The organism is Salmonella sp. NW722 (assembly GCF_051702785.1).
In the GTDB taxonomy this organism is placed as follows: domain Bacteria; phylum Pseudomonadota; class Gammaproteobacteria; order Enterobacterales; family Enterobacteriaceae; genus Salmonella; species Salmonella enterica.
The window spans coordinates 62,447-88,719 of sequence record NZ_JAMMIN010000005.1 but is presented as its reverse complement, the minus strand read 5'-3'; the positions used below and the strand labels follow the sequence as shown (position 1 = coordinate 88,719).

General features: G+C 52.5%; 29 protein-coding genes and 1 riboswitch. Of the genes, 14 read left to right on the top strand and 15 right to left on the bottom strand.

What is annotated here, in order from left to right:
* Positions 1–105: 105 nt before the first annotated feature.
* Positions 106–207, bottom strand: a riboswitch (yybP-ykoY riboswitch).
* A 196-nt stretch (positions 208–403) separates the two neighbouring features.
* Genes NA330_RS13350 through manX form a run of 4 tightly spaced genes read right to left on the bottom strand, consistent with a single transcriptional unit; the run spans position 404 to position 3,606 of the window.
* Positions 404–862 (bottom strand): DUF986 family protein, encoded by a 459-nt coding sequence (locus NA330_RS13350; protein WP_000156280.1) that lies wholly within the window; start codon positions 860–862, stop codon positions 404–406.
* Between the two features lie 58 nt (positions 863–920).
* Positions 921–1,772 (bottom strand): PTS mannose transporter subunit IID, encoded by an 852-nt coding sequence (locus NA330_RS13345; RefSeq protein WP_001518647.1) that lies wholly within the window; start codon positions 1,770–1,772, stop codon positions 921–923.
* 12 nt (positions 1,773–1,784) lie between these two features.
* Positions 1,785–2,585, bottom strand: a complete 801-nt coding sequence (gene manY, locus NA330_RS13340) for a PTS mannose transporter subunit IIC (protein ID WP_000406918.1) — start codon at positions 2,583–2,585, stop codon at positions 1,785–1,787.
* Between the two features lie 52 nt (positions 2,586–2,637).
* A complete protein-coding gene (gene manX / locus NA330_RS13335) occupies positions 2,638–3,606 on the bottom strand; it encodes a PTS mannose transporter subunit IIAB (protein WP_000150521.1) in 969 nt (322 codons plus the stop codon).
* Positions 3,607–3,758: 152 nt separating this feature from the next.
* Between manX and NA330_RS13330 the strand changes: the two genes are divergently transcribed.
* Both NA330_RS13330 and yoaE read left to right on the top strand, forming a co-directional pair.
* The gene (locus NA330_RS13330) at positions 3,759–4,091 is read left to right on the top strand and encodes a protein YoaL (protein ID WP_011233029.1); all 333 of its coding nucleotides are present in this window, start codon (positions 3,759–3,761) and stop codon (positions 4,089–4,091) included.
* Complete coding sequence (yoaE, locus tag NA330_RS13325; RefSeq protein WP_052894942.1) at positions 4,079–5,638, top strand: CNNM family cation transport protein YoaE; 1,560 nt, start codon at positions 4,079–4,081, stop codon at positions 5,636–5,638. Before NA330_RS13330 ends, yoaE begins: the two co-directional genes overlap by 13 nt.
* A 21-nt stretch (positions 5,639–5,659) precedes the next feature.
* On the opposite strand, the gene NA330_RS13320 is transcribed toward yoaE, so the two are convergent.
* The 4 genes from NA330_RS13320 to pabB form a co-directional block, all read right to left on the bottom strand.
* The gene (locus NA330_RS13320; RefSeq protein WP_023206803.1) at positions 5,660–7,261 is read right to left on the bottom strand and encodes an EAL domain-containing protein; all 1,602 of its coding nucleotides are present in this window, start codon (positions 7,259–7,261) and stop codon (positions 5,660–5,662) included.
* Between the two features lie 137 nt (positions 7,262–7,398).
* Positions 7,399–8,763: an L-serine ammonia-lyase gene (gene sdaA / locus NA330_RS13315; RefSeq protein WP_000624276.1), complete on the bottom strand. Its 1,365-nt coding sequence runs from the start codon at positions 8,761–8,763 to the stop codon at positions 7,399–7,401.
* A 263-nt stretch (positions 8,764–9,026) separates the two neighbouring features.
* A complete protein-coding gene (locus NA330_RS13310) occupies positions 9,027–9,605 on the bottom strand; it encodes a CoA pyrophosphatase (protein WP_000381544.1) in 579 nt (192 codons plus the stop codon).
* A 3-nt stretch (positions 9,606–9,608) separates the two neighbouring features.
* Positions 9,609–10,973, bottom strand: a complete 1,365-nt coding sequence (gene pabB / locus NA330_RS13305) for an aminodeoxychorismate synthase component 1 (protein ID WP_072103229.1) — start codon at positions 10,971–10,973, stop codon at positions 9,609–9,611.
* Positions 10,974–11,053: 80 nt separating this feature from the next.
* On the opposite strand from pabB, the gene NA330_RS13300 reads away from it, so the two are divergent.
* Complete coding sequence (locus NA330_RS13300) at positions 11,054–11,233, top strand: YoaH family protein (protein WP_000457328.1); 180 nt, start codon at positions 11,054–11,056, stop codon at positions 11,231–11,233.
* A gap of 5 nt (positions 11,234–11,238) precedes the next feature.
* On the opposite strand, the gene NA330_RS13295 is transcribed toward NA330_RS13300, so the two are convergent.
* Positions 11,239–11,583 carry a RidA family protein gene (locus NA330_RS13295; RefSeq protein WP_000029550.1) on the bottom strand — a complete coding sequence of 115 codons (345 nt, stop codon included), beginning with the start codon at positions 11,581–11,583 and terminating at the stop codon, positions 11,239–11,241.
* Positions 11,584–11,713: 130 nt separating this feature from the next.
* Between NA330_RS13295 and NA330_RS13290 the strand changes: the two genes are divergently transcribed.
* From NA330_RS13290 to rnd, 5 genes are all read left to right on the top strand, one after another.
* Positions 11,714–13,624, top strand: coding sequence for an ATP-dependent DNA helicase (locus NA330_RS13290; RefSeq protein WP_438796413.1), 1,911 nt, complete (start codon positions 11,714–11,716; stop codon positions 13,622–13,624).
* 57 nt (positions 13,625–13,681) lie between these two features.
* Complete coding sequence (gene tsaB / locus NA330_RS13285) at positions 13,682–14,377, top strand: tRNA (adenosine(37)-N6)-threonylcarbamoyltransferase complex dimerization subunit type 1 TsaB (protein ID WP_001221014.1); 696 nt, start codon at positions 13,682–13,684, stop codon at positions 14,375–14,377.
* A 71-nt stretch (positions 14,378–14,448) separates the two neighbouring features.
* Positions 14,449–15,030, top strand: coding sequence for a Slp family lipoprotein (locus NA330_RS13280; RefSeq protein WP_021294445.1), 582 nt, complete (start codon positions 14,449–14,451; stop codon positions 15,028–15,030).
* A gap of 204 nt (positions 15,031–15,234) precedes the next feature.
* A complete protein-coding gene (gene fadD, locus NA330_RS13275; protein ID WP_000758418.1) occupies positions 15,235–16,920 on the top strand; it encodes a long-chain-fatty-acid--CoA ligase FadD in 1,686 nt (561 codons plus the stop codon).
* Between the two features lie 72 nt (positions 16,921–16,992).
* Positions 16,993–18,120 (top strand): ribonuclease D, encoded by a 1,128-nt coding sequence (rnd, locus tag NA330_RS13270; protein WP_001109124.1) that lies wholly within the window; start codon positions 16,993–16,995, stop codon positions 18,118–18,120.
* Positions 18,121–18,241: 121 nt separating this feature from the next.
* Here the strand turns inward: rnd and minE are convergent, their stop codons facing one another.
* Genes minE through minC form a run of 3 tightly spaced genes read right to left on the bottom strand, consistent with a single transcriptional unit; the run spans position 18,242 to position 20,055 of the window.
* Positions 18,242–18,508 (bottom strand): cell division topological specificity factor MinE, encoded by a 267-nt coding sequence (gene minE, locus NA330_RS13265; RefSeq protein ID WP_001185666.1) that lies wholly within the window; start codon positions 18,506–18,508, stop codon positions 18,242–18,244.
* Positions 18,509–18,511: 3 nt separating this feature from the next.
* Positions 18,512–19,324, bottom strand: a complete 813-nt coding sequence (minD, locus tag NA330_RS13260; protein ID WP_000101047.1) for a septum site-determining protein MinD — start codon at positions 19,322–19,324, stop codon at positions 18,512–18,514.
* Positions 19,325–19,347: 23 nt separating this feature from the next.
* A complete protein-coding gene (gene minC, locus NA330_RS13255; protein WP_000072527.1) occupies positions 19,348–20,055 on the bottom strand; it encodes a septum site-determining protein MinC in 708 nt (235 codons plus the stop codon).
* A 125-nt stretch (positions 20,056–20,180) separates the two neighbouring features.
* On the opposite strand from minC, the gene NA330_RS13250 reads away from it, so the two are divergent.
* The 5 genes from NA330_RS13250 (at position 20,181) to NA330_RS13230 (ending at position 22,577) form a co-directional block, all read left to right on the top strand.
* Positions 20,181–20,474 carry a YcgL domain-containing protein gene (locus NA330_RS13250; RefSeq protein WP_001525604.1) on the top strand — a complete coding sequence of 98 codons (294 nt, stop codon included), beginning with the start codon at positions 20,181–20,183 and terminating at the stop codon, positions 20,472–20,474.
* 49 nt (positions 20,475–20,523) lie between these two features.
* Positions 20,524–21,183: a fumarylacetoacetate hydrolase family protein gene (locus NA330_RS13245; protein WP_001519560.1), complete on the top strand. Its 660-nt coding sequence runs from the start codon at positions 20,524–20,526 to the stop codon at positions 21,181–21,183.
* 92 nt (positions 21,184–21,275) lie between these two features.
* On the top strand, positions 21,276–21,722 hold the full coding sequence (locus NA330_RS13240) for a YcgN family cysteine cluster protein (RefSeq protein ID WP_001285703.1): 447 nt from the start codon (positions 21,276–21,278) through the stop codon (positions 21,720–21,722).
* Positions 21,723–22,073: 351 nt separating this feature from the next.
* Complete coding sequence (locus NA330_RS13235) at positions 22,074–22,211, top strand: hypothetical protein (protein WP_001540194.1); 138 nt, start codon at positions 22,074–22,076, stop codon at positions 22,209–22,211.
* Between the two features lie 192 nt (positions 22,212–22,403).
* Positions 22,404–22,577, top strand: coding sequence for a GnsA/GnsB family addiction module toxin (locus tag NA330_RS13230; protein ID WP_001083582.1), 174 nt, complete (start codon positions 22,404–22,406; stop codon positions 22,575–22,577).
* Between the two features lie 71 nt (positions 22,578–22,648).
* On the opposite strand, the gene NA330_RS13225 is transcribed toward NA330_RS13230, so the two are convergent.
* The 3 genes from NA330_RS13225 to nhaB form a co-directional block, all read right to left on the bottom strand.
* Entirely contained in the window at positions 22,649–22,990 is a 342-nt protein-coding gene (locus NA330_RS13225) for a DUF1971 domain-containing protein (RefSeq protein ID WP_000018967.1), read from the bottom strand.
* Between the two features lie 108 nt (positions 22,991–23,098).
* Positions 23,099–23,629, bottom strand: a complete 531-nt coding sequence (dsbB, locus tag NA330_RS13220) for a disulfide bond formation protein DsbB (protein ID WP_023242517.1) — start codon at positions 23,627–23,629, stop codon at positions 23,099–23,101.
* 141 nt (positions 23,630–23,770) lie between these two features.
* Positions 23,771–25,315 (bottom strand): Na(+)/H(+) antiporter NhaB, encoded by a 1,545-nt coding sequence (nhaB, locus tag NA330_RS13215; protein WP_023242518.1) that lies wholly within the window; start codon positions 25,313–25,315, stop codon positions 23,771–23,773.
* A 219-nt stretch (positions 25,316–25,534) separates the two neighbouring features.
* Between nhaB and fadR the strand changes: the two genes are divergently transcribed.
* The gene (gene fadR, locus NA330_RS13210) at positions 25,535–26,254 is read left to right on the top strand and encodes a fatty acid metabolism transcriptional regulator FadR (protein ID WP_000234826.1); all 720 of its coding nucleotides are present in this window, start codon (positions 25,535–25,537) and stop codon (positions 26,252–26,254) included.
* Positions 26,255–26,273 lie beyond the last annotated feature (19 nt).

The following is a 26,273-nucleotide window of genomic DNA, read 5'->3' as shown; positions in this document are numbered from 1 at the left end:
GTCCTGACCGGGGTATCCATTAAACACATCACTGCCCCCAGCAAACATGCATGTCGCCATTCTGTGACGAAATACACAGCAGTTGATGCGCCTATGGTCTCGCCTGACCAGCGGCGGCTGGTCCGTACGCGCCACGTTTTGCAACGAGTATGTTGACGCGTACATTTCCGGAGTCTGGAAATCGGCTACTCCCCAATTGACGGCGCAACATTAACATATTTTTAGAATATAAAACAACAGCGATAAAATATTATTTGCCTTCTAATTGAAAACGATTTTCATTTAGATTTATTCATCAATAAAACGTTAAATTAAATAACAATTGGTCAATAGAAAATATAGCCTTAGCTATATTATGATTCGAAATAAAATTCGAAAAACATAGTTGAGGCTATATCTTAGATTATTGATTTTCAATAAGAAGTTTATATATTTTTTCCAGATCGTCGATATTGCGTACACGGATAAGCAAGCGTCGTTGTTCTAATTGCATCACCAGTACGCCGTCTTCCGATAAATTCATCTCTTTAATACGGTTATATTCTATCCAGACATTGGCGAAGAAAAAGCCACGTTGTTTAAAGATGATCCGTGGCGTGCGGATCCAGAATATATAAAACCCCATTAACGCCAGCGCACTTAATAACCATGTGGTCATCTGCGCTCCGTGGCTGGTTACGTTGTTATAAATAAGGATGGCGACCAGCCCAACGAAGATAACGCTGTCTACGCGACCACGGCGGAGCAGGGCTATAGAAAGCAGAGTGGGGCCATTGCGACGGGGCATGATGAACTGATCGTAGAGAGCGTAAGCCAATAATGCGGCAATAAAGAGAATCAGCACCAGGTCCGTGATAGTCATTTATCCTCCAGAGAAATAAAAAAACGGGGCCGTTTGGCCCCGGTAGTGTACAACAGCCTTACTGACCCAGCAGTCCTACGGAGTAGCCGGCGATACCGATGACGAAGAAGCCCACGATAATCCATAGTGGGTTAACTTTCTTACGCAGCAGCCACATACAGGCAAAGGTCAACAGTAGCGGAACCAGACCCGGCATCAGCTGGTCGAGAATGGTTTGCACGGTGGTAACGCGTGTCTGACCATCCTGACCGGTGATGGTGGAGACCACCAGCGGGATATTCACATGCGTCCACTTGTTAACCAATGCCCCCATGACAAACAGGCCGAGGATTGACGCCCCCTCAGTCAGTTTTTGCAGGAAGCCGCCGCCCATATCTTTAACGATATCGACGCCTTTGCGGTAGCCATAAGCCACGCCATAATAACGGGTCGCCAGACGCACCAGGTTAAACAGGATGAAAAACAGCAGCGGACCAAGCAGGCTGCCGCTCATTGCAATACCTGCGCCCAGCGCCGCGAATACCGGACGGACGGTACCCCAGAAGATAGGGTCGCCGACGCCTGCCAGCGGTCCCATCAGACCGACTTTGATACCGTTGATAGCACCATCGTCAATCTCTGCGCCGTTCGCACGCTTTTCTTCCATTGCCAGGGTCACGCCCAGTACCGGCGCCGCAACGTAAGGGTGGGTGTTAAAGAACTCCAGGTGACGCTTAATCGCCTGTTTACGCGCGTCATTATTCTCCGGATACAGGCGACGAATCGCCGGCACCATAGAGAAGCAGAAGCCCAGCGCTTGCATACGTTCGAAGTTCCATGACCCCTGGAACAGGTTAGAACGAAGAAATACGCCGCGAATATCGCTCGGAGTGAGTTTTTTCTCGGTGGTAGTTTTAGTCATATCAACCATTTCGCTCACCTGTTAGTCCAGTTCGTTGTCGAGATCGTTATTGCCAGCAGCCGCTGCAGGCGCGCCCGCTACACGGTTGTATTTCGGGCTCAGCTGGATGTAAAGAATAGCCATCACTGCGCCGATGACACCCAGTGCGACCAGGTTGAAGTTTGTGAAAGCCGCGGTGACGAAACCGAGGTAGAAGAACGGCATCAGGTAGCCTGCGCGCATCATGTTGATAACCATCGCATAACCAACCACGACGATCATGCCGCCGGCGATGTTCAGACCGCCTGTGACGACTTCAGGAATCGCATTCAGCATTCCCTGTACTTCGCTGGTGCCTACGGAGATGGCAACGATAACCGCCGGGATAGCGATACGCATTGCCTGCAGGAACAGAGAAGAAACGTGCAGCCAGGAGAGCGCCGTCAGGTTGCCGTTTTCAGCCGCCTTGTCCGCCGCGTGCTGGAATGCCACGGTGATGGTACGAACGATAATGGTCAGTACCTGGCCTGCCGCCGCCAGCGGAATCGCCAGCGCGATACCGGCGCCAATGCTTTGATGCCCGGCGATGACCAGAACGGTAGAGATGATGGACGCCAGTGCGGCATCAGGCGCAACGGCAGCACCGATGTTCATCCAGCCCAGAGCGATCATTTCCAGAGTACCGCCGATGATAATACCGGTTTTCATGTCCCCCAGAACGGCGCCGATTAAGGTACAGGCGATCAGCGGACGGTGGAACTGAAATTCATCAAGTACCGACTCCATACCCGCGATACATGCGACGATGAACACCAGCACAATCTGAAGAGTGGTAATCTCCATTGTACTTCTCCTATTGCTATCTTAAGTGTGAAAGCTAATTAAATGCCGGCGGTTATTTCGCCACTTTGGCAATTAAATCCATCATTTTCAGTTTCGGATCGGTGGAAACTTTACGCACCTCAAGTTCGATGCCGCGCTCGTTGAGCTTTTTAAAGGCTTCGATATCCTTTTCATCGACGGAAACGGCGTTGTTCACCTGCGTTTTACCTTGACGATAGGCCATACCGCCAATGTTCACGGAGGTGACTTTCACGCCGCCCTCAACGATGCGCTCGACGTCGGTAGGATTGGTAAACAGAAGCATCACGCGTTCGCCGGCGTATTTCGGGTTATTGTAGACGCGAATCATCTTCGCGACGTCAACCACATGCGCCGTAACGCCCGGCGGCGCAACTTGCGTCAGCAGCGTTTTACGTACGGTATCAGCCGCCACTTCATCGCTCACAACAATAATACGGCTGACATTGGTCTCTTTGGTCCAGCGGGTAGCGACCTGACCGTGAATGAGGCGGTCATCAATACGGGCAAGCCCGATAACCATATAATCATTCGGGCCCATCGGTTTTGCCGGTGCGGCCGCTTTTGGCGCGGCGGCGACTGGCGCTGGCGCGGCTTTTTCTACCGGTTTCGCTTTCAGCGCTTTTACGCCTTCACGACCGGTTTCTACCGCCAGTGCGACCAGCTCGTCAAAGCTCGGATCGTCGTCACGAGCCATAAACGTTTCGACCAGCATCGGGATGTTGACGCCGGCAATAACTTCATAGCGCTCTTTATCGACGACAATGCGGCTGGCAGCATTAAACGGACTGCCTCCCCATGTATCAACGAGAAATAGCACGCCTTTACTGGTATCGAGTTTAGCCAACTGAGCGTTGTACTTTTCGATCAGCGTTTCGGCATTTTCGCCTGGAACGAAATCGATCCAGCCGACGTTTTCCTGCTCGCCTAACAGCATTTCGGCTGTTTTAAGTAACTGCTCTGCAGCCCAACCATGTGTGCCTATAACAATAGCAATGGTCACTTGCTACCTCCTTTATTATTGTCAACACATCAACTTGACAGATGTATTTTTTGAATCGCCGTCCGCAAGCGAATCGATTCAGATGAGGGTTACAACGAAAAACGCATGATTTTCGTGAATTATTTTAGATATCGAAAAAAATATTTTGTGTGATGGAGATCCGTAATTTTGTTTTCGATAATGAGAAATTTCGAAGTGTAAAATATCCCGGTTACATCTCTTTGCAAAGGAAGGTAAATCTTTGCCAAAAACCAGTTGTCTCTGTTATGTTTAGCTTCCGTTTAATTAGAATGGGGTATAGGGCAGCAGCCCGTTGTATGGATCGTCACCGACGTCATTTCACTCTTTGGCCGTTTTGCGCCTGTCAATCTGGCATATCTTGCCATAGCCTTACTTTGTTTATTGCGTTACCGCCTGCATCCTTTGAGATGTTGTGGGCGCCGTTTAGTCATTCCTTAAGCAGGAGCTTGTCATGGAATTATTAATGGATCCCTCAATTTGGGTGGGTTTACTCACGCTCGTCGTCCTGGAAATTGTCCTGGGTATCGATAACCTGGTCTTTATCGCGATCCTCGCCGATAAATTGCCGCCAAAGCAGCGTGACAAAGCGCGTCTTATCGGGCTCTCGCTGGCGCTGATTATGCGTCTGGCGCTGCTGTCCATTATTTCGTGGCTGGTGACCTTAACAAAGCCGCTCTTTACCGTCTGGGATTTTACCTTCTCCGGCCGCGATTTAATTATGCTGCTGGGCGGTATATTCCTGCTGTTTAAAGCGACCACCGAGCTGCATGAACGTCTGGAAAACCGCGAGCATGACACCGGACACGGTAAAGGCTATGCGAGCTTCTGGGTGGTAGTCACGCAGATTGTCATCCTGGATGCGGTCTTCTCGCTGGACGCCGTGATTACGGCGGTAGGTATGGTAAACCATCTGCCGGTTATGATGGCGGCGGTGGTGATTGCGATGGCGGTGATGCTACTGGCGTCAAAACCGCTGACCCGTTTTGTCAACCAGCATCCGACGGTGGTGGTGCTCTGTCTGAGTTTCCTGCTGATGATCGGCTTGAGCCTGGTGGCGGAAGGGTTCGGTTTCCATATTCCGAAAGGCTACCTGTACGCGGCAATTGGTTTCTCGATCGTTATCGAGGTATTTAACCAGATTGCGCGCCGCAACTTTATTCGTCATCAGTCCACGTTGCCGCTGCGCGCGCGTACTGCGGACGCTATCCTGCGTCTGATGGGCGGTAAACGCCAGGCGAGTACGCAACATGAGACGGATAGCCCGGCCGCGATATCTGTGTCGGAAGGCGCCTTCGCCGAAGAAGAACGCTACATGATTAACGGCGTACTGACTCTGGCGTCGCGCTCCCTGCGCGGCATTATGACGCCGCGAGGTGAAATTAGTTGGGTGGATGCGAATCTCAGCGTAGCTGAAATCCGTCAGCAGTTACTCTCTTCTCCGCATAGCCTGTTCCCGGTATGTCGGGGCGAGCTGGATGAAATTATCGGTATCGTTCGCGCGAAAGAGTTGCTGGTGGGGCTGGAAGAGGGCGCGGACGTTGCGGCTATCGCCGCGTCTTCCCCGGCGATAGTGGTGCCGGAAACGCTTGATCCTATCAATCTGTTAGGCGTTTTGCGTCGCGCGCGCGGCAGTTTCGTTATCGTCACTAACGAGTTCGGCGTGGTGCAGGGGCTGGTTACGCCGCTGGATGTGCTGGAAGCGATTGCCGGTGAGTTCCCGGATGCCGATGAAACGCCGGAAATCGTTGCCGATGCCGAGGGCTGGATAGTGAAGGGCGGCACCGATCTCCATGCGCTACAGCAGGCGCTGGAAGTTGACCATCTGGTGAACGAAGAGGGCGATATTGCGACGGTCGCGGGGTTAGTGATCGCCGCTAATGGCCATATTCCTCGTGTAGGCGATGTCATTGATGTTCCGCCCCTGCGGATCACCATTGTCGAGGCCAACGACTATCGTGTCGATCTGGTTCGGATTGTTAAAGAACAGCCTGCCCACGACGAAGAGGAATAACGTCACACGCAGGAATCAAGTCTATAGATGCGGCATCGCGGACATAATCTGTCCGTTATGCCGGGTGGGCGGCGGCGCGCTGCCCGCCAGCCACTGTGGAAATTCGCTAATGGGCATCGGCTTCGCATAGAGATAGCCCTGTAACATTTGCACGCCATGCTGGCGCAAATGCTGTGCTTGCGTCTGGTTTTCGACCCCTTCCGCCACCAGTTCAATATTCAGTCTCTGCCCCAGCGCGATAATAATATCGGTCACCGTTGAATTGACCGCATCGGTACCGATGGCCGCGGTGAAGGATTTATCGATTTTCAAAATATCCGGCCGCAGTTTTTCCAACCAGGAGAGCGAGCTGTTTCCTGTGCCAAAATCATCGATGGCTAACTTCACGCCTTTACGATGCAACTCGCGCATCAGGCGGTAATCAACGTCAAGCAACGCGTCGCGTTCCGTGAGCTCCAGCACCAGTTGCTGAACAGGTTCCGCACTAAACCAGTACTGATTAAGATCCTTGAGAAGCACGCCGTGTCGGAAATGGCTTGCCGCCACATTGATGCCGATATGAAACTGATGGTTGATGGGGAAGTAGTGCCGCTGCCGAATGGTTTCCGCAATCACATAGCGGGTCAGCGGCGCTATCAGGTTATGCTCCTCGGCGATAGGAATAAAAACATCCGGTGAGATCCAGCCCTGGCGCGGGTTGTTCCAGCGTAACAGGATCTCAACGCCGGTACACTGCTGCGTGCGGGCATTAAGCAACGGCTGACAAAATAGCTCAAACTCCCGTTCGGCAAGGGCCAGATTAATCTCCCAGGAAAAGCTCATTCTGCTGGCCGTCGCCAGCCAGGCGATATAACCGATCAACAGGCTAAGCAATACGGCCAGCGGTAACTGTGTCGGGAGATGTTTGAACGCCAGTACGCCTGCCGACGGCCCGCTGACGCTGATAGTAAAAGGGAAATGCCGCGATGAAAGCTGGTAACGCTCTTCATCTTTTTTTAATTCTGGAAGAGTATCGACCACGCCCCGACCATATAACAGGTGCCGTTTGCCGACCGTCAGGCTGGCGCTGGTAATTTGCGGCTGCTGCGGCTCAAGTAGCATAGTCGCCAGCAAGTCAATATTCACAATTTCCATCACGCCATCCTGGCCATCGGCAGAGGCGGGATACCACTGAATGAGGATCGGGCTTCCCTTGAGTAACGATTGGTCCGTGGAAAGTAGCAGCAGATCGCCAGCTGCGGGAAGATCGGGCTGAAGCTGGCGTATGGGAGTATTACGGGCGCCAAAAATGCTTGAGCAGTAGAGAATTCCCTCTTTTACCAGCCCGATAGAACGAATGGTTTGCAGGCGGGCGGCTTGCTTACGCAACGGCAAATGCGCGGTCGCGCACGGAAGCTCAAGTAAGGGTAGCAGTATGTTTCGTCCGACCAGGAGAGGATGCAGCACATTATCCAGCGCATCAACGGCATGATTCGCGAATGCAACCGTGCGATGGTGATTTAAGTTCCGCTCCGAAATAAATCGGATGCTCAGCGTAAGAATGAGCGTGACCAGTGCACAAATCGTGCAAACAATGAAACGATTACGGCGATAATGATTGATGATCCGTTGTGCTGTTTGCATGCGGGCCGCCCAATAAGCGTTGGCGACAAAAGCCAACCGCGACACAGCAAGTGTAGTGGGGAAACGTGGAGTCGACGAGGAAGAGATAAAAATTTCGCCCATCCGTAGCAGATGGGCGAAGGGAGGGGAAACGGCGTTTAATCACACTGGACTTTAATAGCCAACCCGCCGCGCGACGTTTCGCGGTATTTTGCGTTCATGTCTTTTCCGGTCTCGTACATCGTTTCGATGACTTTATCCAACGAGACGCGCGGCGCGCTGGTTCGACGCATGGCCATACGCGCAGCGTTGATCGCTTTAACCGAAGCAATGGCGTTACGCTCAATACACGGCACCTGCACCTGACCGGCAACCGGGTCGCAGGTCAGCCCCAGGTTATGCTCCATGCCGATTTCAGCGGCAACGCAAACCTGTTCCGGGCTGGCGCCCAACAATTCAGCAAGGCCTGCCGCCGCCATCGAACAGGCGACCCCGACTTCTCCCTGACAGCCGACTTCCGCGCCGGAAATAGACGCGTTCATCTTATACAGCGCGCCAATAGCGCCTGCCGCCAGGAAGTAGCGGGTGTAAATATCCGGGCTGACTGATTCAATAAAATGGTCGTAGTAAGCCAGTACCGCAGGAACGATGCCGCACGCGCCATTGGTTGGCGCCGTCACGACGCGGCCGCCTGCGGCGTTCTCTTCGTTCACCGCCAGAGCAAACATGTTCACCCAGTCAATGACGTTCATCGGATCGTTGGAAAGCTTATCGCTGGAAACCAGCATACGACGCAGCGCGGAGGCGCGACGCGGTACGCGCAGCGGCCCCGGCAGAACGCCTTCGGTATTCATACCGCGATCAATACAAGCCTGCATGGTTTGCCAGACGTGACCGAAATACTCTTCAATCTCTTTCTTGCTATGCAGCGCCAGTTCGTTTTGCATCACCATGCCGGAGAGTGAAAGGCCGGTACTGTTGCAATACTCCAGCATTTCTTTCGCCGATTTAAACGGATAAGGTACAGTAACCTCATTCGTCGCTTCCTGGCCGAAATGCTCTTCATCAACGATAAAGCCGCCGCCGATGGAATAGTACGTCTTGCTATAAATGACCGTGTCGTCATGCCAGGCGTGGATCTGCATCCCGTTTTCATGCAGCGGCAAATTGCCGTTGTGAAAACGCATTCCGTCATCTTTCGGGAAGTCGACTTCGTGACGTCCCTGGGCCAGTAACAGACGCTCGCGCGTTTCGACGTCGCGAATAAAACCGGGGATACTATCAATATCCACGGTAGCGGGTTCATTACCCGCCAGACCCATAATAATGGCGATATCGGTATGGTGACCTTTCCCCGTCAGCGACAGCGAGCCGTAGACATCGACAGCGACGCGGGTAACGTTATCCAGTAATCCTTTTTCGACCAGGTCATCGACGAACTGTTTACCGGCCTTCATCGGGCCAACAGTGTGGGAAGAGGAGGGACCAATCCCTACCTTAAACATGTCGAATAGGCTAATCACGATAATACTCCTGACAGGGCAACCGGGGCTTCCGGTTACGATGTTATAACTGCGCATAGTGTAAGAGGGAACGCTGGCATCAGCTTAACTATTCACATGAATTAAACTAATGAATAACCGCGTTTTTACTAATATTGCGACAGTAATCTCAAGTCGTGTCTTGCGCGCGTAAAGTTAAGTATATACACGTTGCCCTTCAGGCTGCCTCTTTGGGGGAGGCGATTGTTACCGCCTTGAGGCAACGTGAATGGCGTTGTGTACAGTCAGGGCTTTACGCCGATTTGCAGCGCCAGCTCACGAAGAATGTTTGCGGTCATGCCCCAAACGAAATAATGCTCATACCAGGAGAGCCATACGCGGTGCGAATTGCCGCGACGGTAAACATCAAGCGGATGATATCGACCCAGTTGCAACGCTTGCGCCAGCGGCATTTCAAACACCGCAGACACTTCGTCTTCACTGGCGCGCCAGGGGAGATTTGGCGGAATAATGCCGACCACCGGGGTGACCTGAAAACCGGTCACGCTGTCTACCGGCGGTAAAACGCCAATCACTTCCACGGCTTGCGGCGGGATGGCGACTTCCTCCTGCGCTTCGCGAAGCGCTGCGGCGATAAGCGAAGCATCGGTACTGTCCACGGCCCCGCCGGGAAAGGCGACCTGTCCGGCGTGTTTGCGCAAATGAATAGCCCGCTGGGTCAACAGCAGCCCCGGCTGGGGGCGGCGAACCACAGGGATCAGTACGGCGGCCTGACGTTGGTTCAACGTTTCATGAGTCATCTGCGGGCGCAAAAGCTGAAAGCGCGATAAGAAATGATCGAGCGTCAGACGGCTGGTATCCACGTATTAGTTCTCCAGTGGGTGCAGGATACGATTAACTTTATCAAAAGTTTCCTGATATTCCGCTTCTTCGTTGCTATCGGCCACGATACCGCCGCCGGCTGAGCAATAGAGTTGGCCCTGCGTTGCCGTGACGGTGCGGATAGTAATACTGGTATCCATCTTGCCGCAGAAACTCAGATAACCGATGCTACCGCACCAGGCGTTGCGTCGCTGCGGCTCCAGTTCGTCGATAATTTCCATCGCCCGCACTTTAGGCGCGCCGGTAATGGAGCCGCCGGGGAAAGCCGCGCGCAGCAGGTCGGTGGCATGAAGCGAGTCCGGTAAACGGGCGGTAATGGTGCTAACCAGATGGTGAACGGCAGGAAATGGTTCGACGACGAACAGTTCCGGCACTTTCACCGAACCCGGTACGGCGACCCGGCCAATATCGTTACGCATCAAATCGACGATCATCAAATTTTCAGCGCGATCTTTCATTGAGTTGGCCAGTTTCTGCGCCTGCTGACGATCCGCCTGCGGATCGTTAAGCCGTGGGAGCGTACCTTTGATCGGGCGCGTCTGAATATGACCATTCTCCAGTTGGATAAAACGCTCGGGAGAAAGGCTCAATATGGCGCCGTCATGTAAACGAAGAAAGGCGCTGAACGGGGCGCGATTGGCGCGGTTAAGGTGTTCGAAAGCCTGCCACTCATCACCCTCGTAGCTCGCCTGAAAACGCTGGGAAAGATTAACCTGGTAGCAGTCCCCGCTGTGCAGCCAGGCCTGCACCTGACGAAACTTCTCGCCATACTCGCAACGCGTCATATTGGATTGCCAGGCCGAGGTAAGCCTGAAGGGCGTTTGGGTCGGCGCGCGCTGGCTGGTGAGCCAGCGATATCGGGCGTCTGCATCGTGATAGCTTATCAGCGACACCACCTGTTTTTGGTGATCGACAATCAGCGCCCAGTCGTAAAGGCCAATCGCCATATCGGGTAAAGCGATATCGCGCGCGGCAGTATCGGGCAAAATTTCGAAACGCCGCCCTAAATCATAACCAAACAGACCCAGCGCGCCGCCCTGAAAGGGTAAGTCAGGGTCAGGCTGAGGATGAAAAGGCAGCGCCTCCAGTTGAGTCTGCAAAATGTGTAACGGATCGTCGAGAGTGACGGTAGTCGTGCGCGCAGTACATACCGTGGTTTCCTGCGCGCGCGTGGTCAGTGTGGTGACAGGATCGGCGACCAGAATATCAAAGCGGTTATAGGGATGAATAGCATCACCTGAATGCAGCAGCATCGCCCAGGGCAAATGGTTTACGGGCGCAAAATAGTGTTCAGCGGCGTCCGGACGCCAGGGTAAGGTGATAACAGTGGGAGATAACGTCTTCATCATTCCTGACTCGTTACAACACTACTGGCTTACCGCCGGGTAGCGTGAAATAATTAGCGCTAACAATTTAGCAGGAGTTAATCATGTTTGCAGGTTTACCTTCACTCAGTCATGAACAACAGCAAAAAGCCGTAGAACGTATCCAGGAATTGATGTCGCAAGGTATGAGCAGCGGAGAAGCGATTGCCCAAGTGGCGGGCGAACTTCGCGCCAACCATACCGGCGAACGGATAGTGGCGCGTTTTGAGGATGAAGACGAATAACCGGCTTATACCGCCGCGACAATCTTAATCTCAACTTTATATTTCGGATTCATTAACCCGGCCTGTACGGTACAGCGTACCGGCGCATGGCCTGCGACGACCCACGCATCCCACGCCTTATTCATGGCGGCAAAATCCGCTTTATCGCTCAGGAAAATAGTGGCATCCAGAATACGTGACTTACTGGAGCCCTGTTTTTCCAGCACCGCATCAATTTGCGCCAGAGTATTCGCCGTTTGCTCAAAAGCATCGGCGTCCAGGTTTTCCGGCACGCCGGTATACCACAGCGTATTATTGTAGATCACCACGTCTGACCAACGATCTTCGGCATCAATACGCACGATAGACATTACTTATTCCTCATTTGCTTTCCATTTGAATGGCTCAAGACTGCCACAATGTGGCGCCGCCGTCACCTCTGTAACTGGCGTAAGCCTTTCTACCCTGACATAATCCCTGTGCAAATTAACAGGGGGCAGTGTGACGGACGATTTTGCAGCAGATGGCCAACTGGCCAAAGCGATAACTGGCTTTAAACCGCGCGAACCACAGCGGCAAATGGCGGTTGCCGTAACACAAGCGATTGAAAATGCGCAGCCTCTGGTTGTTGAAGCCGGCACCGGAACCGGGAAGACCTATGCTTACCTCGCTCCGGCGTTGCGCGCCGGGAAAAAAGTCATTATTTCGACCGGGTCGAAAGCGTTGCAGGATCAACTCTACAGCCGCGATCTGCCGACGGTAGCAAAAGCGTTGGCGTTTACTGGTAAGACGGCCCTGTTGAAAGGACGTTCAAACTACCTCTGCCTGGAGCGTCTGGAACAACAAGCGCTGGCGGGCGGCGATTTACCGGTACAAACGTTAAGCGACGTGATATTGCTGCGCTCCTGGTCAAATCAGACGCGGGATGGCGATATCAGCACCTGCGTCAGCGTGGCGGAGGATTCCCAGGCCTGGCCGCTGGTCACCAGTACCAACGACAACTGCCTTGGCAGCGATTGCCCGCTCTACAACGAGTGCTTTGTGGTGAAAGCGCGTAAAAAGGCGATGGACGCGGATGTGGTGATTGTAAACCACCACCTTTTTCTTGCGGATATGGTGGTTAAAGAGAGCGGGTTTGGCGAACTTATCCCTCAGGCTGAAGTAATGATCTTCGATGAAGCCCACCAACTGCCTGACATCGCCAGCCAGTATTTCGGACAATCGCTCTCCAGCCGTCAGTTGCTGGATTTAGCAAAAGACATCACCATCGCCTACCGGACGGAACTGAAAGACACTCAACAGTTGCAAAAATGCGCCGATCGCCTTGCTCAGAGCGCCCAGGATTTTCGTCTGCAACTGGGGGAGCCCGGCTACCGGGGGAATTTGCGTGAACTGTTAGCCGACCCACGTATCCAACGGGCATTTTTACTGCTGGATGATACGCTGGAGCTTTGTTACGACGTGGCGAAGCTGTCGCTGGGCCGTTCGGCGCTGCTGGATGCGGCTTTTGAACGCGCCACGCTATACCGTTCACGGCTGAAACGCTTAAAAGAGATCAATCAGCCGGGATACAGCTACTGGTATGAGTGCACCTCGCGCCATTTCACCCTGGCGCTGACGCCGCTCACCGTGGCGGACAAATTCAAAGAGGTGATGGAACAGAAACCCGGTAGCTGGATTTTTACCTCGGCCACGTTATCGGTAAATGATGATCTTCACCACTTTACCGCCCGTCTGGGAATTGAACAGGCAGAATCCATGCTACTGCCCAGCCCATTCGACTATACGCGCCAGGCGTTACTCTGCGTACCGCGTAACCTACCGCAAACCAACCAGCCCGGCGCGGCGCGACAGTTGGCGGCTATGCTCAGGCCGATTATCGAAGCCAATAACGGGCGATGTTTTATGCTGTGCACCTCGCACGCCATGATGCGCGATCTGGCGGAGCAGTTTCGCGCCACCATGACGCTGCCAGTATTATTGCAAGGGGAAACCAGTAAAGGCCAACTGTTACAGCAATTTGTTAGCGCCGGCAACGCGCTGCTCGTCGCCACCAGCAGCTTCTGGGAAGGGGTGGACGTGCGCGGCGATACGTTATCTTTGGTGATTATCGACAAATTGCCGTTTACCTCCCCGGACGACCCGCTGTTAAAAGCGCGAATGGAAGACTGTCGTTTGCGCGGTGGCGATCCGTTTGATGAGGTTCAACTGCCCGACGCGGTGATTACGCTGAAGCAGGGGGGGGGGCGGCTGATTCGCGATGCGGACGATCGCGGGGTGTTAGTGATTTGTGATAACCGGCTGGTGATGCGGCCCTATGGCGCCACGTTTCTCGCCAGCCTGCCTCCTGCGCCGCGCACGCGTGATATCGCCCGTGCCGTTCGCTTTCTTGCGATTCCATCCGCCGAGTAATTTGTTACGGAGTATGGTAAGATGCGCGTTATTTTATTGATCTAAGCACGAAACCTCATGCGAATTCTGGCTATCGATACCGCCACAGAGGCCTGTTCTGTCGCCCTGTGGAACAACGGTACTATCAATGCTCACTTTGAGCTTTGTCCACGAGAACACACTCAACGTATCCTGCCCATGGTGCAGGAGATTCTGGCCGCCAGCGGCGCCTCGCTCAATGAGATAGATGCGCTGGCGTTTGGGCGCGGTCCGGGCAGCTTTACCGGCGTGCGTATCGGCATTGGCATTGCGCAAGGGCTGGCGTTAGGGGCAAATCTGCCGATGATCGGTGTTTCGACGCTTGCCACGATGGCGCAGGGCGCATGGCGTAAAACCGGCGCGACCCGCGTACTCGCCGCGATTGACGCGCGGATGGGCGAAGTGTACTGGGCGGAATACCAGCGTGATGCGCAGGGCGTCTGGCAGGGCGAAGAGACGGAAGCGGTGCTGAAACCGGAACGGGTCGGCGAGCGGTTGAAACAGCTTTCCGGCGAGTGGGCGACCGTAGGAACGGGTTGGTCCGCGTGGCCCGATCTGGCGAAGGAGTGCGGCCTGACGCTTCATGATGGGGAGGTGTCGCTCCCGGCAGCGGAAGATATGTTGCCCATCGCCAGTCAAAAGCTGGCGGCAGGAGAGACCGTTGCCGTGGAACATGCCGAGCCGGTTTATTTGCGTAACGAAGTGGCGTGGAAGAAACTTCCCGGCAAAGAATGACTCTCACTACTATTACCCCCCATACTTTATGCTGTGGGGTGGAATAGAGGTCGAGAAAAAGGAGTCGCATCATGGCGGTTCAAAAAAGGTTAATAAAAGGGGCGCTGGTGTGCGCTTTTGCGCTTATGCTGAGTGGTTGCGTGACTATCCCGGATGCCATTAAAGGTTCGAGTCCGACGCCGCAGCAGGATTTGGTGCGGGTGATGAATGCGCCACAGCTCTATATCGGGCAAGAGGCGCGTTTCGGCGGTAAAGTTGTGGCGGTACAAAATCAGCAGGGAAAAACCCGGCTTGAAATCGCGACCGTACCGCTCGACAGCGGCGCGCGTCCTGTTCTGGGCGAAGCCTCGCGCGGCAGAATTTTTGCCGATGTGAACGGTTTTCTGGACCCGGTGGACTTCCGTGGCCAGTTAGTTACCGTTGTCGGCCCGATAACCGGCACGGTTGACGGTAAAATCGGCAATACGCCGTATAAATTTATGCTGATGCAGGCTACCGGCTATAAACGCTGGCATCTTGTTCAGCAGGTCGTCATGCCTCCACAGCCGATCGATCCGTGGTTTTACGGCGGACGCGCCTGGCCTTATGGCTATGGCGGTTGGGGGTGGTATAACCCTGGACCCGCAGAGGTTCAGACGATAGTAACAGAGTAACTCTTTGTTTTATCAATAAAAGAAACAGCGGCTGGTCCGCTGTTTCTGCATTCATAGAGACATAATAAAAATAAATAGTGACGCGCTTCGCAACCTTTCAGTTGCGTAATTAATAAACTGGTACGCTGAGTTAATATAATGTTAACGACTTGTTTATTAACTGGGGTTGTGATGACGACGAACACTCATTTTAGAGGTGATGCATTGAAGAAGGTTTGGCTTAACCGTTATCCTGCTGATGTTCCGGCGGAGATCAACCCTGACCGTTATCAATCCCTGGTTGAACTGTTTGAACATGCGGCGACGCGCTATGCCGATCAGCCTGCGTTCGTCAATATGGGGGAGGTAATGACCTTCCGCAAATTAGAAGAACGTAGTCGGGCATTTGCGGCTTATTTACAACAAGGGCTGGGACTCAAAAAAGGCGACCGTGTGGCGCTGATGATGCCAAACCTGTTGCAGTATCCCGTCGCGCTATTTGGTATTTTACGCGCCGGCATGATTGTGGTGAACGTTAACCCGCTTTACACGCCGCGCGAACTTGAGCATCAGCTTAACGATAGCGGCGCGGCGGCAATCATTATTGTTTCTAACTTTGCCCATACGCTGGAAAAAGTGGTCGAGAAAACGTCGGTACAGCACGTTATTCTGACGCGGATGGGCGACCAGCTTTCTACCGCCAAAGGTACGGTTGTTAACTTTGTCGTGAAATACATCAAGCGTCTGGTGCCAAAATACCACTTGCCAGATGCGATCTCGTTTCGCAGCGCGCTACAGCATGGCTACCGTATGCAGTATGTCAAACCCGAGGTTGTCGCTGAAGATCTGGCTTTCCTGCAATATACCGGCGGTACGACGGGCGTGGCGAAAGGCGCGATGTTGACCCACCGCAATATGCTGGCGAATCTGGAGCAGGTGAAAGCGACCTATGGGCCGCTGCTGCACCCGGGGAAAGAGCTGGTAGTGACCGCGCTGCCGCTGTATCACATTTTTGCCTTAACCATGAACTGTCTGCTTTTTATCGAGCTGGGTGGGCAAAACCTGCTGATTACCAATCCGCGTGATATCCCCGGCCTGGTCAAGGAGCTGGCGAAATATCCATTTACGGCGATGACTGGCGTTAATACGCTATTCAACGCTCTGCTCAATAATAAAGAGTTTCAACAGCTGGATTTTTCTTCGCTGCATCTGTCAGCCGGCGGCGGGATGCCGGTGCAAAACGTCGTTGCGGAACGTTGGGTAAAGCTGACCGGGCAATACCTGCTGGAAGGCTACGGGCTGACCGAGTGCGCCCCGCTGGTGAGCGTCAACCCGCATGATATTGATTATCACAGCGGCAGTATCGGCCTGCCAGTACCGTCAACAGAAGCCAAACTGGTGGATGACGATGACAACGAAGTCGCGCCGGGTGAGGCCGGAGAGCTTTGCGTGAAAGGCCCGCAGGTTATGCTGGGATACTGGCAGCGTCCTGACGCGACGGATGAAATCATTAAAGATGGCTGGCTGCATACGGGCGATATTGCGGTTATGGATGAAGACGGCTTTCTGCGGATTGTCGATCGTAAGAAAGATATGATTCTGGTTTCTGGTTTTAACGTTTATCCAAACGAAATTGAAGATGTGGTGATGCAGCATTCTGGCGTGCAGGAAGTCGCGGCGGTTGGCGTGCCTTCCGGTAGTAGCGGCGAAGCGGTGAAGCTTTTTGTGGTTAAGAAAGATCCGGCATTGACTGACGATGCGTTGATCACCTTCTGCCGTCGCCATCTGACCGGATATAAGGTGCCCAAACAGGTCGAGTTTCGCGAGGAATTACCAAAATCTAACGTTGGGAAAATTTTACGACGAGAACTGCGTGACGAAGCCCGTGGCAAAGTAGACAATAAAGCCTGAGCGTTAAGTCAGCTAACGAGAGACGCCGGTTAAGCCGGCGTTTTTTTTGGCGCGAACCAAAGAGAACACGATTTGAATTACCAAATGATTGAAACGGACGATGCGCTGGCGAGCCTGTGTGAGGCTGTCCGCGCATGTCCGGCTATTGCTTTAGATACGGAATTTGTCCGTACCCGCACCTATTACCCGCAGTTAGGATTGATCCAGTTATTTGACGGGGCAAATGTCGCCCTGATCGATCCGCTCGGCATCAGCGACTGGTCGCCGTTAAAAGCGGTGTTGCGCGATACGGGAATCACCAAATTTCTGCACGCGGGTAGCGAAGATCTGGAAGTATTTCTGAATGCGTTTGGCGAACTGCCGGAACCCCTGATTGATACGCAAATTCTGGCGGCGTTTTGCGGGCGTCCGCTGTCGTGGGGTTTTGCGGCGATGGTAGAAGAGTATACGGGCGTGGCGCTGGATAAAAGCGAGTCTCGTACCGACTGGTTAGCCCGGCCTTTAAGCGAACGTCAGTGTGAATACGCGGCGGCGGATGTCTGGTATCTGTTACCGATCGCCAAAAAGCTGATGATTGAAACTGAAGCCGCAGGATGGCTGCCTGCCGCGCTTGATGAATGCCGATTGATGCAGCAGCGTCGTCAGGAGATTCAGGCGCCGGAAGAAGCATGGCGGGATATCACCAATGCCTGGCAACTGCGTACCCGCCAGTTAGCCTGTCTGCAACTTTTAGCTGACTGGCGGCTGCGTAAGGCGCGTGAGCGCGATATGGCGGTGAACTTTGTTGTGCGTGAAGAAAACCTGTGGGCGGTCGCGCGTTATATGCCGGGCAGCCTCGGTGAGCTGGATAGCCTGGGGCTTTCCGGCAGCGAGATTCGTTTTCACGGCAAGACGTTGATATCGCTGGTGGCGAAAGCACAGGCGTTACCGGAAGAGGCATTGCCGGAACCCCTGTTGAATCTGATGGACATGCCGGGCTATCGCAAAGCGTTTAAGGCCATCAAAGCGCTGGTGGCGGAGGTGAGCGCGTCGCATCACGTCAGCGGCGAGCTACTGGCATCGCGTCGGCAGATTAATCAGTTGCTTAACTGGCACTGGAAATTAAAACCGCAAAATGGGCAACCGGAATTGATTTCCGGCTGGCGCGCCGAACTGATGGCGGAGAAGTTAACTCTTCTGTTGCAGGAGTATCCGCGTTAACGACGGTAATTGCCGGGAAAACGGCCAGTGAAATAAATGTCCGTATTCGGAATAATGTAAAAAAATAAAAAAGGCAGATTCTTCTGCCTTTTTTAATCCAGGAATTTTCCCATAAAAGAGCTTATTTTGACTCTTCGGCTTCCGGCAGCGTTACGTTAAGTTCAAGGATGGAGATATCACCATCTTTTTGCTCAAGCTGGACGGTAACCATTTCCGGATCGATTTGTACGTATTTACAAATGACCTCAAGAATATCTTTACGTAACTGCGGTAAATAATGCGGTTCGGCATCGCTACGGCGACGTTCCGCGACAATGATTTGCAACCGCTCTTTTGCAATATTAGCGGTACTCTTTTTCCGCGAGAGAAAAAAATCCAGTAATGCCATAATTTATCCTCCGAACAGGCGTTTGAGGAAACCTTTCTTCTCTTCTTCAATGAAGCGGAAAGGACGTTCTTCTCCCAACAGACGATCTACGGTATCTGCATAGGCTTTACCCGCATCCGCAGTGGCGTCAAGAATCACCGGTTCACCCTGGTTAGATGCGCGCAGTACGGATTGATCTTCCGGGATCACCCCGACGAGTTTAATACGCAGAATCTCCAGTACATCTTCCATGCTGAGCATGTCGCCTTTATTGACGCGGCCTGGATTGTAGCGCGTCAACAGGAGATGTTCTTTAATCGGTTCTTCGCCATTTTCTGCGCGACGAGATTTCGATGCCAGAATACCCAGAATACGGTCCGAGTCACGGACAGAAGAGACTTCCGGGTTGGTCGTAATGATCGCTTCATCGGCAAAATAGAGCGCCATCAGCGCCCCGGTTTCGATACCCGCCGGCGAGTCGCAAACGATGAACTCAAAGTCCATCGCTTTCAGTGAGTCCAGTACCTTAGCGACGCCTTCGCGCGTTAGCGCGTCTTTATCCCGGGTCTGCGACGCCGGAAGAATGAAGAGATTTTCAGTACGCTTATCTTTGATCAGCGCCTGATTCAGTGTCGCATCGCCCTGAATGACGTTTACAAAATCGTAAACGACACGACGTTCGCACCCCATAATCAGATCGAGGTTACGCAGTCCGATATCAAAATCAATGACGACAGTTTTCTTTCCCTTCTGGGCCAAACCTGTAGCGATGGCCGCGCTGGAGGTGGTCTTGCCAACGCCCCCTTTACCCGAAGTAACAACAATAATGCGTGCCATAAAAATTCCTTGTTAAAAAGGGATCAATTCAACGGTTGAACTGTCAAAGCGTTGTCTGCTAAACGCAGGCGCGCCGCTTTGCCATAAAATTCTGCCGGGATTTTATCACTCAGCCAGTAAACACCTGCGATAGAGACCAGTTCTGCCGTCAGATGGGTACAAAAAATTTGCGCTTCCCGATCGCCGCTCGCTCCTGCCAGCGCGCGACCTCTCATCATGCCATAGACATGGATATTGCCGTCAGCGATAAGCTCTGCGCCAGCGCTGACGTGACTTGTAACAATCAGATCACATTGTGGAGCATAAATGCGCTGACCGGAACGAACCGGAACATCAATTAATCGCGTTTTTGTGATGGGATTAGCGTTTTGCGGCGGTTCGCTGGGCGTTGCCGGCTCAACGGGCGCAGGCCGAACCGCTTTCTCTTTACCTTCAGTCAGTAAAGGAAGACCCATCCGATCGATTTCTACTTTCAGGCTGGCGTCTTTACAGCCGCTCACGCCGATAATGCGTAAGCCGGTTGAGGTCACGATCTTATGCAGTTCCGGCCAGTTTACCGGGCTTTCAAGACCGCTAACGTTAATAACGACAGGGGCGTGTTTTAAAAACGCAGGAGCCTGCGCTATTTTGTCTTCTAACGCCTGACGAATAACCTCTGGTTCCGCTTCATGCAAATGAACCACTGATAAGGTGAAGCTACTGCCTTTAAGCTCGATTGGCGTGTTTGACATCCTGGCCTTACTCAATTTGCTATTTATCATCTCCGATACGGAGTGATATTCCGAAGTCCAGAAGGCATGTTATAGTCAGTATTATATTGAGGCAAGTCACCATCCCGTTAATTCAGAGTAAAAGTATGTTTTGTGTGATCTATAGAAGTAGCAAGCGCGATCAAACCTATTTGTATGTCGAAAAAAAAGACGATTTTTCGCGGGTGCCTGAAGCGTTGATGAAAGGATTCGGTCAACCGCAGTTAGCGATGATGCTGCCGCTTGATGGACGTAAAAAATTAGTCAATGCCGAGCTCGAAAAAGTAAAACAGGCGTTAAGCGAGCAGGGCTATTATTTACAATTGCCGCCGCCGCCGGAAGATTTGCTGAAACAACATCTTTCTTCGGTAGGACAAAATACGTCGCCCGCTGACCGTTAAACGGTATTCGGCGCCGCGCCTGAATTCCATCATGATCTTAGGGGAAAATATGTATCAACATCGTAACTGGCAAGGTGCCTTGCTTGATTACCCGGTAAGTAAAGTGGTCTGCGTGGGCAGTAATTACGCAAATCACATCAAGGAGATGGGCAGCGCGACGCCGGAAGAACCCGTGCTTTTTATCAAGCCGGAAACCGCATTGTGTGATATTCGCCAGCCGCTGGCGATTCCGGCGGATATGGGGGCTGTTCATCATGAAGTTGAGCTTGCTGTGCTGATTGGCGCAACGCTCCGCCAGGCGACCGAAGATCATGTACGTAAAGCGATAGCCGGTTATGGCGTGGCGCTTGATTTAACCCTGCGCGATATTCAAGGGAAAATGAAAAAGGCCGGACAGCCCTGGGAAAAAGCCAAAGGTTTTGATAACGCATGTCCGATTTCAGGCTTCATCCCTGTCGCGGCCTTCTGCGGCGATCCGCAAAATACGGTTATCGGACTTAACGTTAATGGCGAGGTTCGCCAGCAAGGGTCGACCGCGGATATGATTCATCCTATTGTGCCCCTTATCGCCTATATGAGCCGCTATTTTACGCTCAAAGCCGGGGACGTGGTGCTAACCGGCACGCCGGCAGGCGTGGGGCCATTATTAAGCGGCGATGAGCTGGACATTCGTTTTAATGACGAAACGTTGTCTACCCGCGTTCTGTAAAATCTGCTTGCCGCCTTCAGCGGCGGTAAAACTTGCATCTGCAGGCCAGACTGGTTATAAGGTGCAGCTTTAGTGCAATGGCGGATACTTTAATGAGCGATACACCTTTCTGGCAACGTAAAACCCTGGATGAAATGACCGATGCCGAGTGGGAGTCGCTGTGCGATGGCTGCGGTCAATGCTGCCTGCATAAGCTGATGGATGAAGATACAGATGAAATCTACTTCACCAACGTGGCGTGCAGGCAATTAAATATTAAAACGTGCCAGTGCCGTCATTATGAGCGCCGTTTTGAATTTGAACCCGACTGTATCAAACTCACTCGCGAAAACTTGCCAGACTTTGAATGGTTGCCGATGACCTGCGCCTACCGTTTGTTAGCGGAAGGTAAGCCCTTGCCGACGTGGCATCCGCTGCTGACTGGATCGAAAGCCGCTATGCATGGCGAGCGAATTTCTGTCCGTCATATCGCGGTTAAAGAATCTGAAGTACGGGACTGGCAGGATCATATTTTAAATAAACCGTCGTGGGCAGAATAAGTCTTCGGCAAAACGGCTGATTGTTTACAATTCTTTAATTTACGCCGGGCGACCCCTGAAATCAGGAATTGCGTGCAAATTCCGTCACCTGGCGTTATCACTGCCTTCTATTCTTCCCTGACGCGCCTTGTCGCTGCGCTCGCGCACGTATGGCGGCGACTCTATACTTTCAAAGCAGTATATCGCTGCCTATCCTGAGGAGTTACCCCATGAATAACCAACCGTTGCGCGTTTCAAAGGATCAGCCCAGGAAGCCTGATAAGACACCCGAAGACGAAGGAAAAAATCCAAAGAAAAACCAAAAGTAGTGCTGTAGGGTATCTTTAATAACTATGGTTCGTTGGAGGCTTTATGTCTGAACGTCCTGATTTAGTCGATCCATTACCAGAGGATGACCCGCTTCCTGGTGAAAATATTCCGGATACGCCAGAGGGAGACGATCCTCTCGACCCGGATACCCAGAATGAGGTTGAAGATCCTCGTAGATAGCGACTTGTGCTATTAACCAACCGCCTGATGCAGCTCCTGTGCCAGGCGGTTTTTTTACATCTTCTAAAGCGAAACATCCTGATAATCCTCAGAAAGATAGCCTATAATTTTTTGTACGTTAAAATAGTAGCGCGTCCATGACGACACTGTCTTATTGCGCTTAGCCGTTTGCGAGTTCAAAGGAGGAAATCAATGAACAGCGAAGAGTTGACACATAAAGCAGAAGAGGAAATCGCGGCACTCATTAGCAAAAAGGTTGCCGAACTACGGAAGAAAACCGGGCAAGAGGTTTCCGAAATAGAGTTCGCGCCGCGAGAAACGATGAAAGGGCTTGAGGGATACCACGTTAAAATTAAACTACTCTAGCGTTTAATTAGCGCCATTAATCACCTGGCTACTGGGCGGGACGCCGCCCAGTGGTGACTGGTTTACCGATGTCAGGCTTTTTTCTGTTGATACATTTCCTCGCCCTGATGGTCTTCCTCTACCCAAAAATGAATGTTGAACCGCGCATCATCGCTCAGTTCTACCCGATGCCAGTATTGCGGCGGACTGGTGGCGAATTGCCCGGCATTAATTACCACTTTCACTTCTGGTTCTGTCGCGGTTTCATTCGCAAAGCCATAGTAGGTCACGGTGCCTTCCATCACGCAGAGTTGTCCGAAAACGCCTGCCGCTGTGTTGTGATGAGAGAGCAGTGCCGCCGGAACATTTTCTTTGGTGAAAAAGGGGGTAGAGCGTTTAACTTTCCAGTTTGCCGGGATGCGTAAGTGGGACATAAGACATCTCCCTGATGTGGTGATTAAAAGATGCATTTAATATACACCTTTTAATCACTGGCAAACAACGCTTCGGGCAAAAAAAACGCTCCCGAAGGAGCGTGTGTATCAACGACCGAACAGGTCGCGTTTTTTAGGCTTAAATGCCTGGGCTATGACGACGGCTATCGCCACTACAAGATAAGCGGCAAAGATCCCCAACAGCCATTGCGGCATCTCCAGCGTTAAAAACGACCACTGGCGTTCGGCGCAATCACCGGATGCCACAAACACCTTCGGCAGCCATTTACCCAACGGCAACCAGTCTGGAAAGCGCGCCATAAAGTCACAGGTCATGAACGGCGAGGGATGCAACTGAATCATCGTATGTTCATACGCCAGTTGTAGACCCCGCCAGGCGCTGTAAATCCAGATAACCATCGCCACGTATCGCAGCGGCGTTTTCGGCGCTATTGCGCCGACCAGACCCGCGCCCATCACGCCAAACAGGGCGCAACGTTCGTAAATACATAGCACGCAAGGTTTAAGTAACATGACGTGCTGGAACCACAGCGCCACCATTTCCAGCGCCAGGGCGGTAAACGCCATCAGTAACCATGCGCCCCGACCCCGTGAGCACTGGTTTAAAAATCGCAACATAATAATTTCCCTGCAACATGCGTAGAGACCGCAGTGTAAACCAATTCAATTCGTGCGCCACTAGCGGGAAATGAAATAATGTGTAATTGGATAATTATCAGGCAAAAATCGGAGCCGGGCGGTGTATTGCCCGGCCAAACGTTACGAAAGCGTTGCTAACCATCCTGCCTGAGTCATCCATTCGGTGGCCGGCGCAAGAGTGAATTCGACGCACAGTAGCCCTATCAGGGTCAGTACGATAGTGTACGGTAACGCCATCCAGACCATACGGCCATAGGAGAGACGGATTAACGGCGCCAGCGCGGAGGTCAGCAGGAATAAGAATGCCGCCTGACCATTTGGCGTCGCTACCGATGGCAGGTTAGTACCGGTATTGATGGCCACGGCTAGCATCTCAAACTGTTTTAAGCTGATTGCGCCGTTTTCCATTGCCGCCTTCGCTTCGTTGATATAAATGGTGCCGACAAAGACGTTATCCGAGATGGAAGACAACAGGCCGTTAAAGAGATAGAACAGCGTTAGCTGCGCGTGTTCAGAGGCTTGCAAGACGAACTGAATAATCGGCGCGAAAAGATGTTGATCGATAATAACCGCCACAATGGAGAAGAAAACGGTTAACAGCGCAGTAAACGGCAGCGACTCGGTAAACGCTTTGCCGATGGCGTGTTCATCGGTTACACCCGTTAACGCGGTGGCCAGAATAATAACCGACAGACCAATCAGCCCCACCTCCGCGAGATGGAGGGCGAGGGCGGTAACCAGCCAGACGCCAATAATTGCCTGGACTATTAGTTTAATTTTATCCTGTCGGGTGCGCTTCTTACGGCTTTGATCGTCGAATTGCTGCAAGACGTCGCGGACTTTTTCGGGCAACGTTTCGCCATAGCCAAACCAGCGCATTTTCTCGACCAGCATACAGGTTAACAGTCCACATATCAGTACCGGGACGGTGACAGGCGACATCCGTAAAAAGAAGTCGCCGAAATGCCAGCCAGCCGCTTTAGCGATGATCAGGTTTTGCGGCTCCCCGACCATGGTCATGACGCCGCCCAGCGCCGTCCCCACGCCCGCATGCATCATCAGGCTACGCAAGAATCCGCGGAATTGCTCCAGCACCGTTTTGTAATGCGGATCGATATGGCTATCGTCCAGCATATCGTTCTCTTCGCCGCGCGATGAGGCCACACGATGGTAAATCCCGTAAAAACCGACGGCGACGCTGATCACCACCGCAACGACGGTAAGCGCGTCAAGAAAAGCCGACAAGAACGCGGCGGCGACGCAAAAGGCCAGCGACAGAACCATCTTCGAGCGGATACTGAGTAGCAGACGGGTAAAAATAAATAGCAATAACTGCTTCATAAAGTAGATGCCTGCCACCATAAACATCAGCAGCAGCAAGACTTCCAGGTTGGCGGCAACCTCTTCACGTACATGGGCGGCGCTGGTCATGCCGATGATGACGGCTTCAATGGCCAGTAACCCGCCGGGCAGCAGGGGGTAACACTTTAACGCCATCGCCAGGGTGAAGATAAACTCTGCCACCAGCAGCCAACCGGCAATAAAGGGATTAGCTAAGAAAATGAATGGGTTAACAATTAAAAAGACAAGTAGTGCCAGTTTGTACCAGTCGGGCGACTGGCCTAAAAAGTTGCGCCACATGGCGCGACCCCATGAGATCTCCATGAAATTTTTCCTTACCTAGAAAAATGAAATAGCGTTTTTATGTTTAAACACAGAGAGTAGCGAGCGCGACGAATGCAAGCAAGTCCTTAACGATATTGGCAGGTGATATCAGAAATGGTGCCTTGATCCCCTTTTTCTTCATTGCGTCCGCTATCAGGTGTTACGCCCGTCTGGTATGATGAGTACAACTATGTTTTGCTGTGTAATGGAAATCTCACTATGGTCATTAAGGCGCAGAGCCCGGCGGGTTTCGCGGAAGAGTATATTATTGAAAGTATCTGGAATAACCGCTTTCCTCCTGGCACGATCTTACCGGCAGAACGAGAACTCTCCGAACTGATCGGCGTGACGCGCACGACATTACGCGAGGTGTTACAGCGGCTGGCGCGAGATGGCTGGCTGACCATTCAGCATGGCAAACCGACAAAGGTTAATAATTTTTGGGAAACGTCAGGGCTGAATATCCTTGAAACGCTGGCCCGCCTTGATCATGAAAGCGTTCCGCAACTGATCGACAATTTGTTGTCGGTGCGTACCAATATTTCTACTATCTTTATTCGTACCGCGTTGCGTCAACACCCGGATAAGGCGCAGGAAGTGCTGGCCACTGCCCACGAAGTGGCCGACCATGCCGATGCATTCGCCGATCTGGACTATAACATCTTTCGTGGTCTGGCATTTGCCTCCGGCAATCCTATTTACGGCTTGATCCTGAACGGCATGAAAGGGTTATACACCCGCATTGGTCGCCACTATTTCGCCAATCCGGAAGCGCGCAGTCTGGCACTGGGTTTCTATCATAAATTATCGTCGTTATGCGAGCAGGGCGCGCACGACCAGGTGTATGAAACGGTGCGGCGTTACGGGCATGACAGCGGCGAGATTTGGCATCGGATGCAGAAAAATCTGCCCGGCGATTTAGCGATTCAGGGACGATAATCCCGTGATGCCCGGTAAG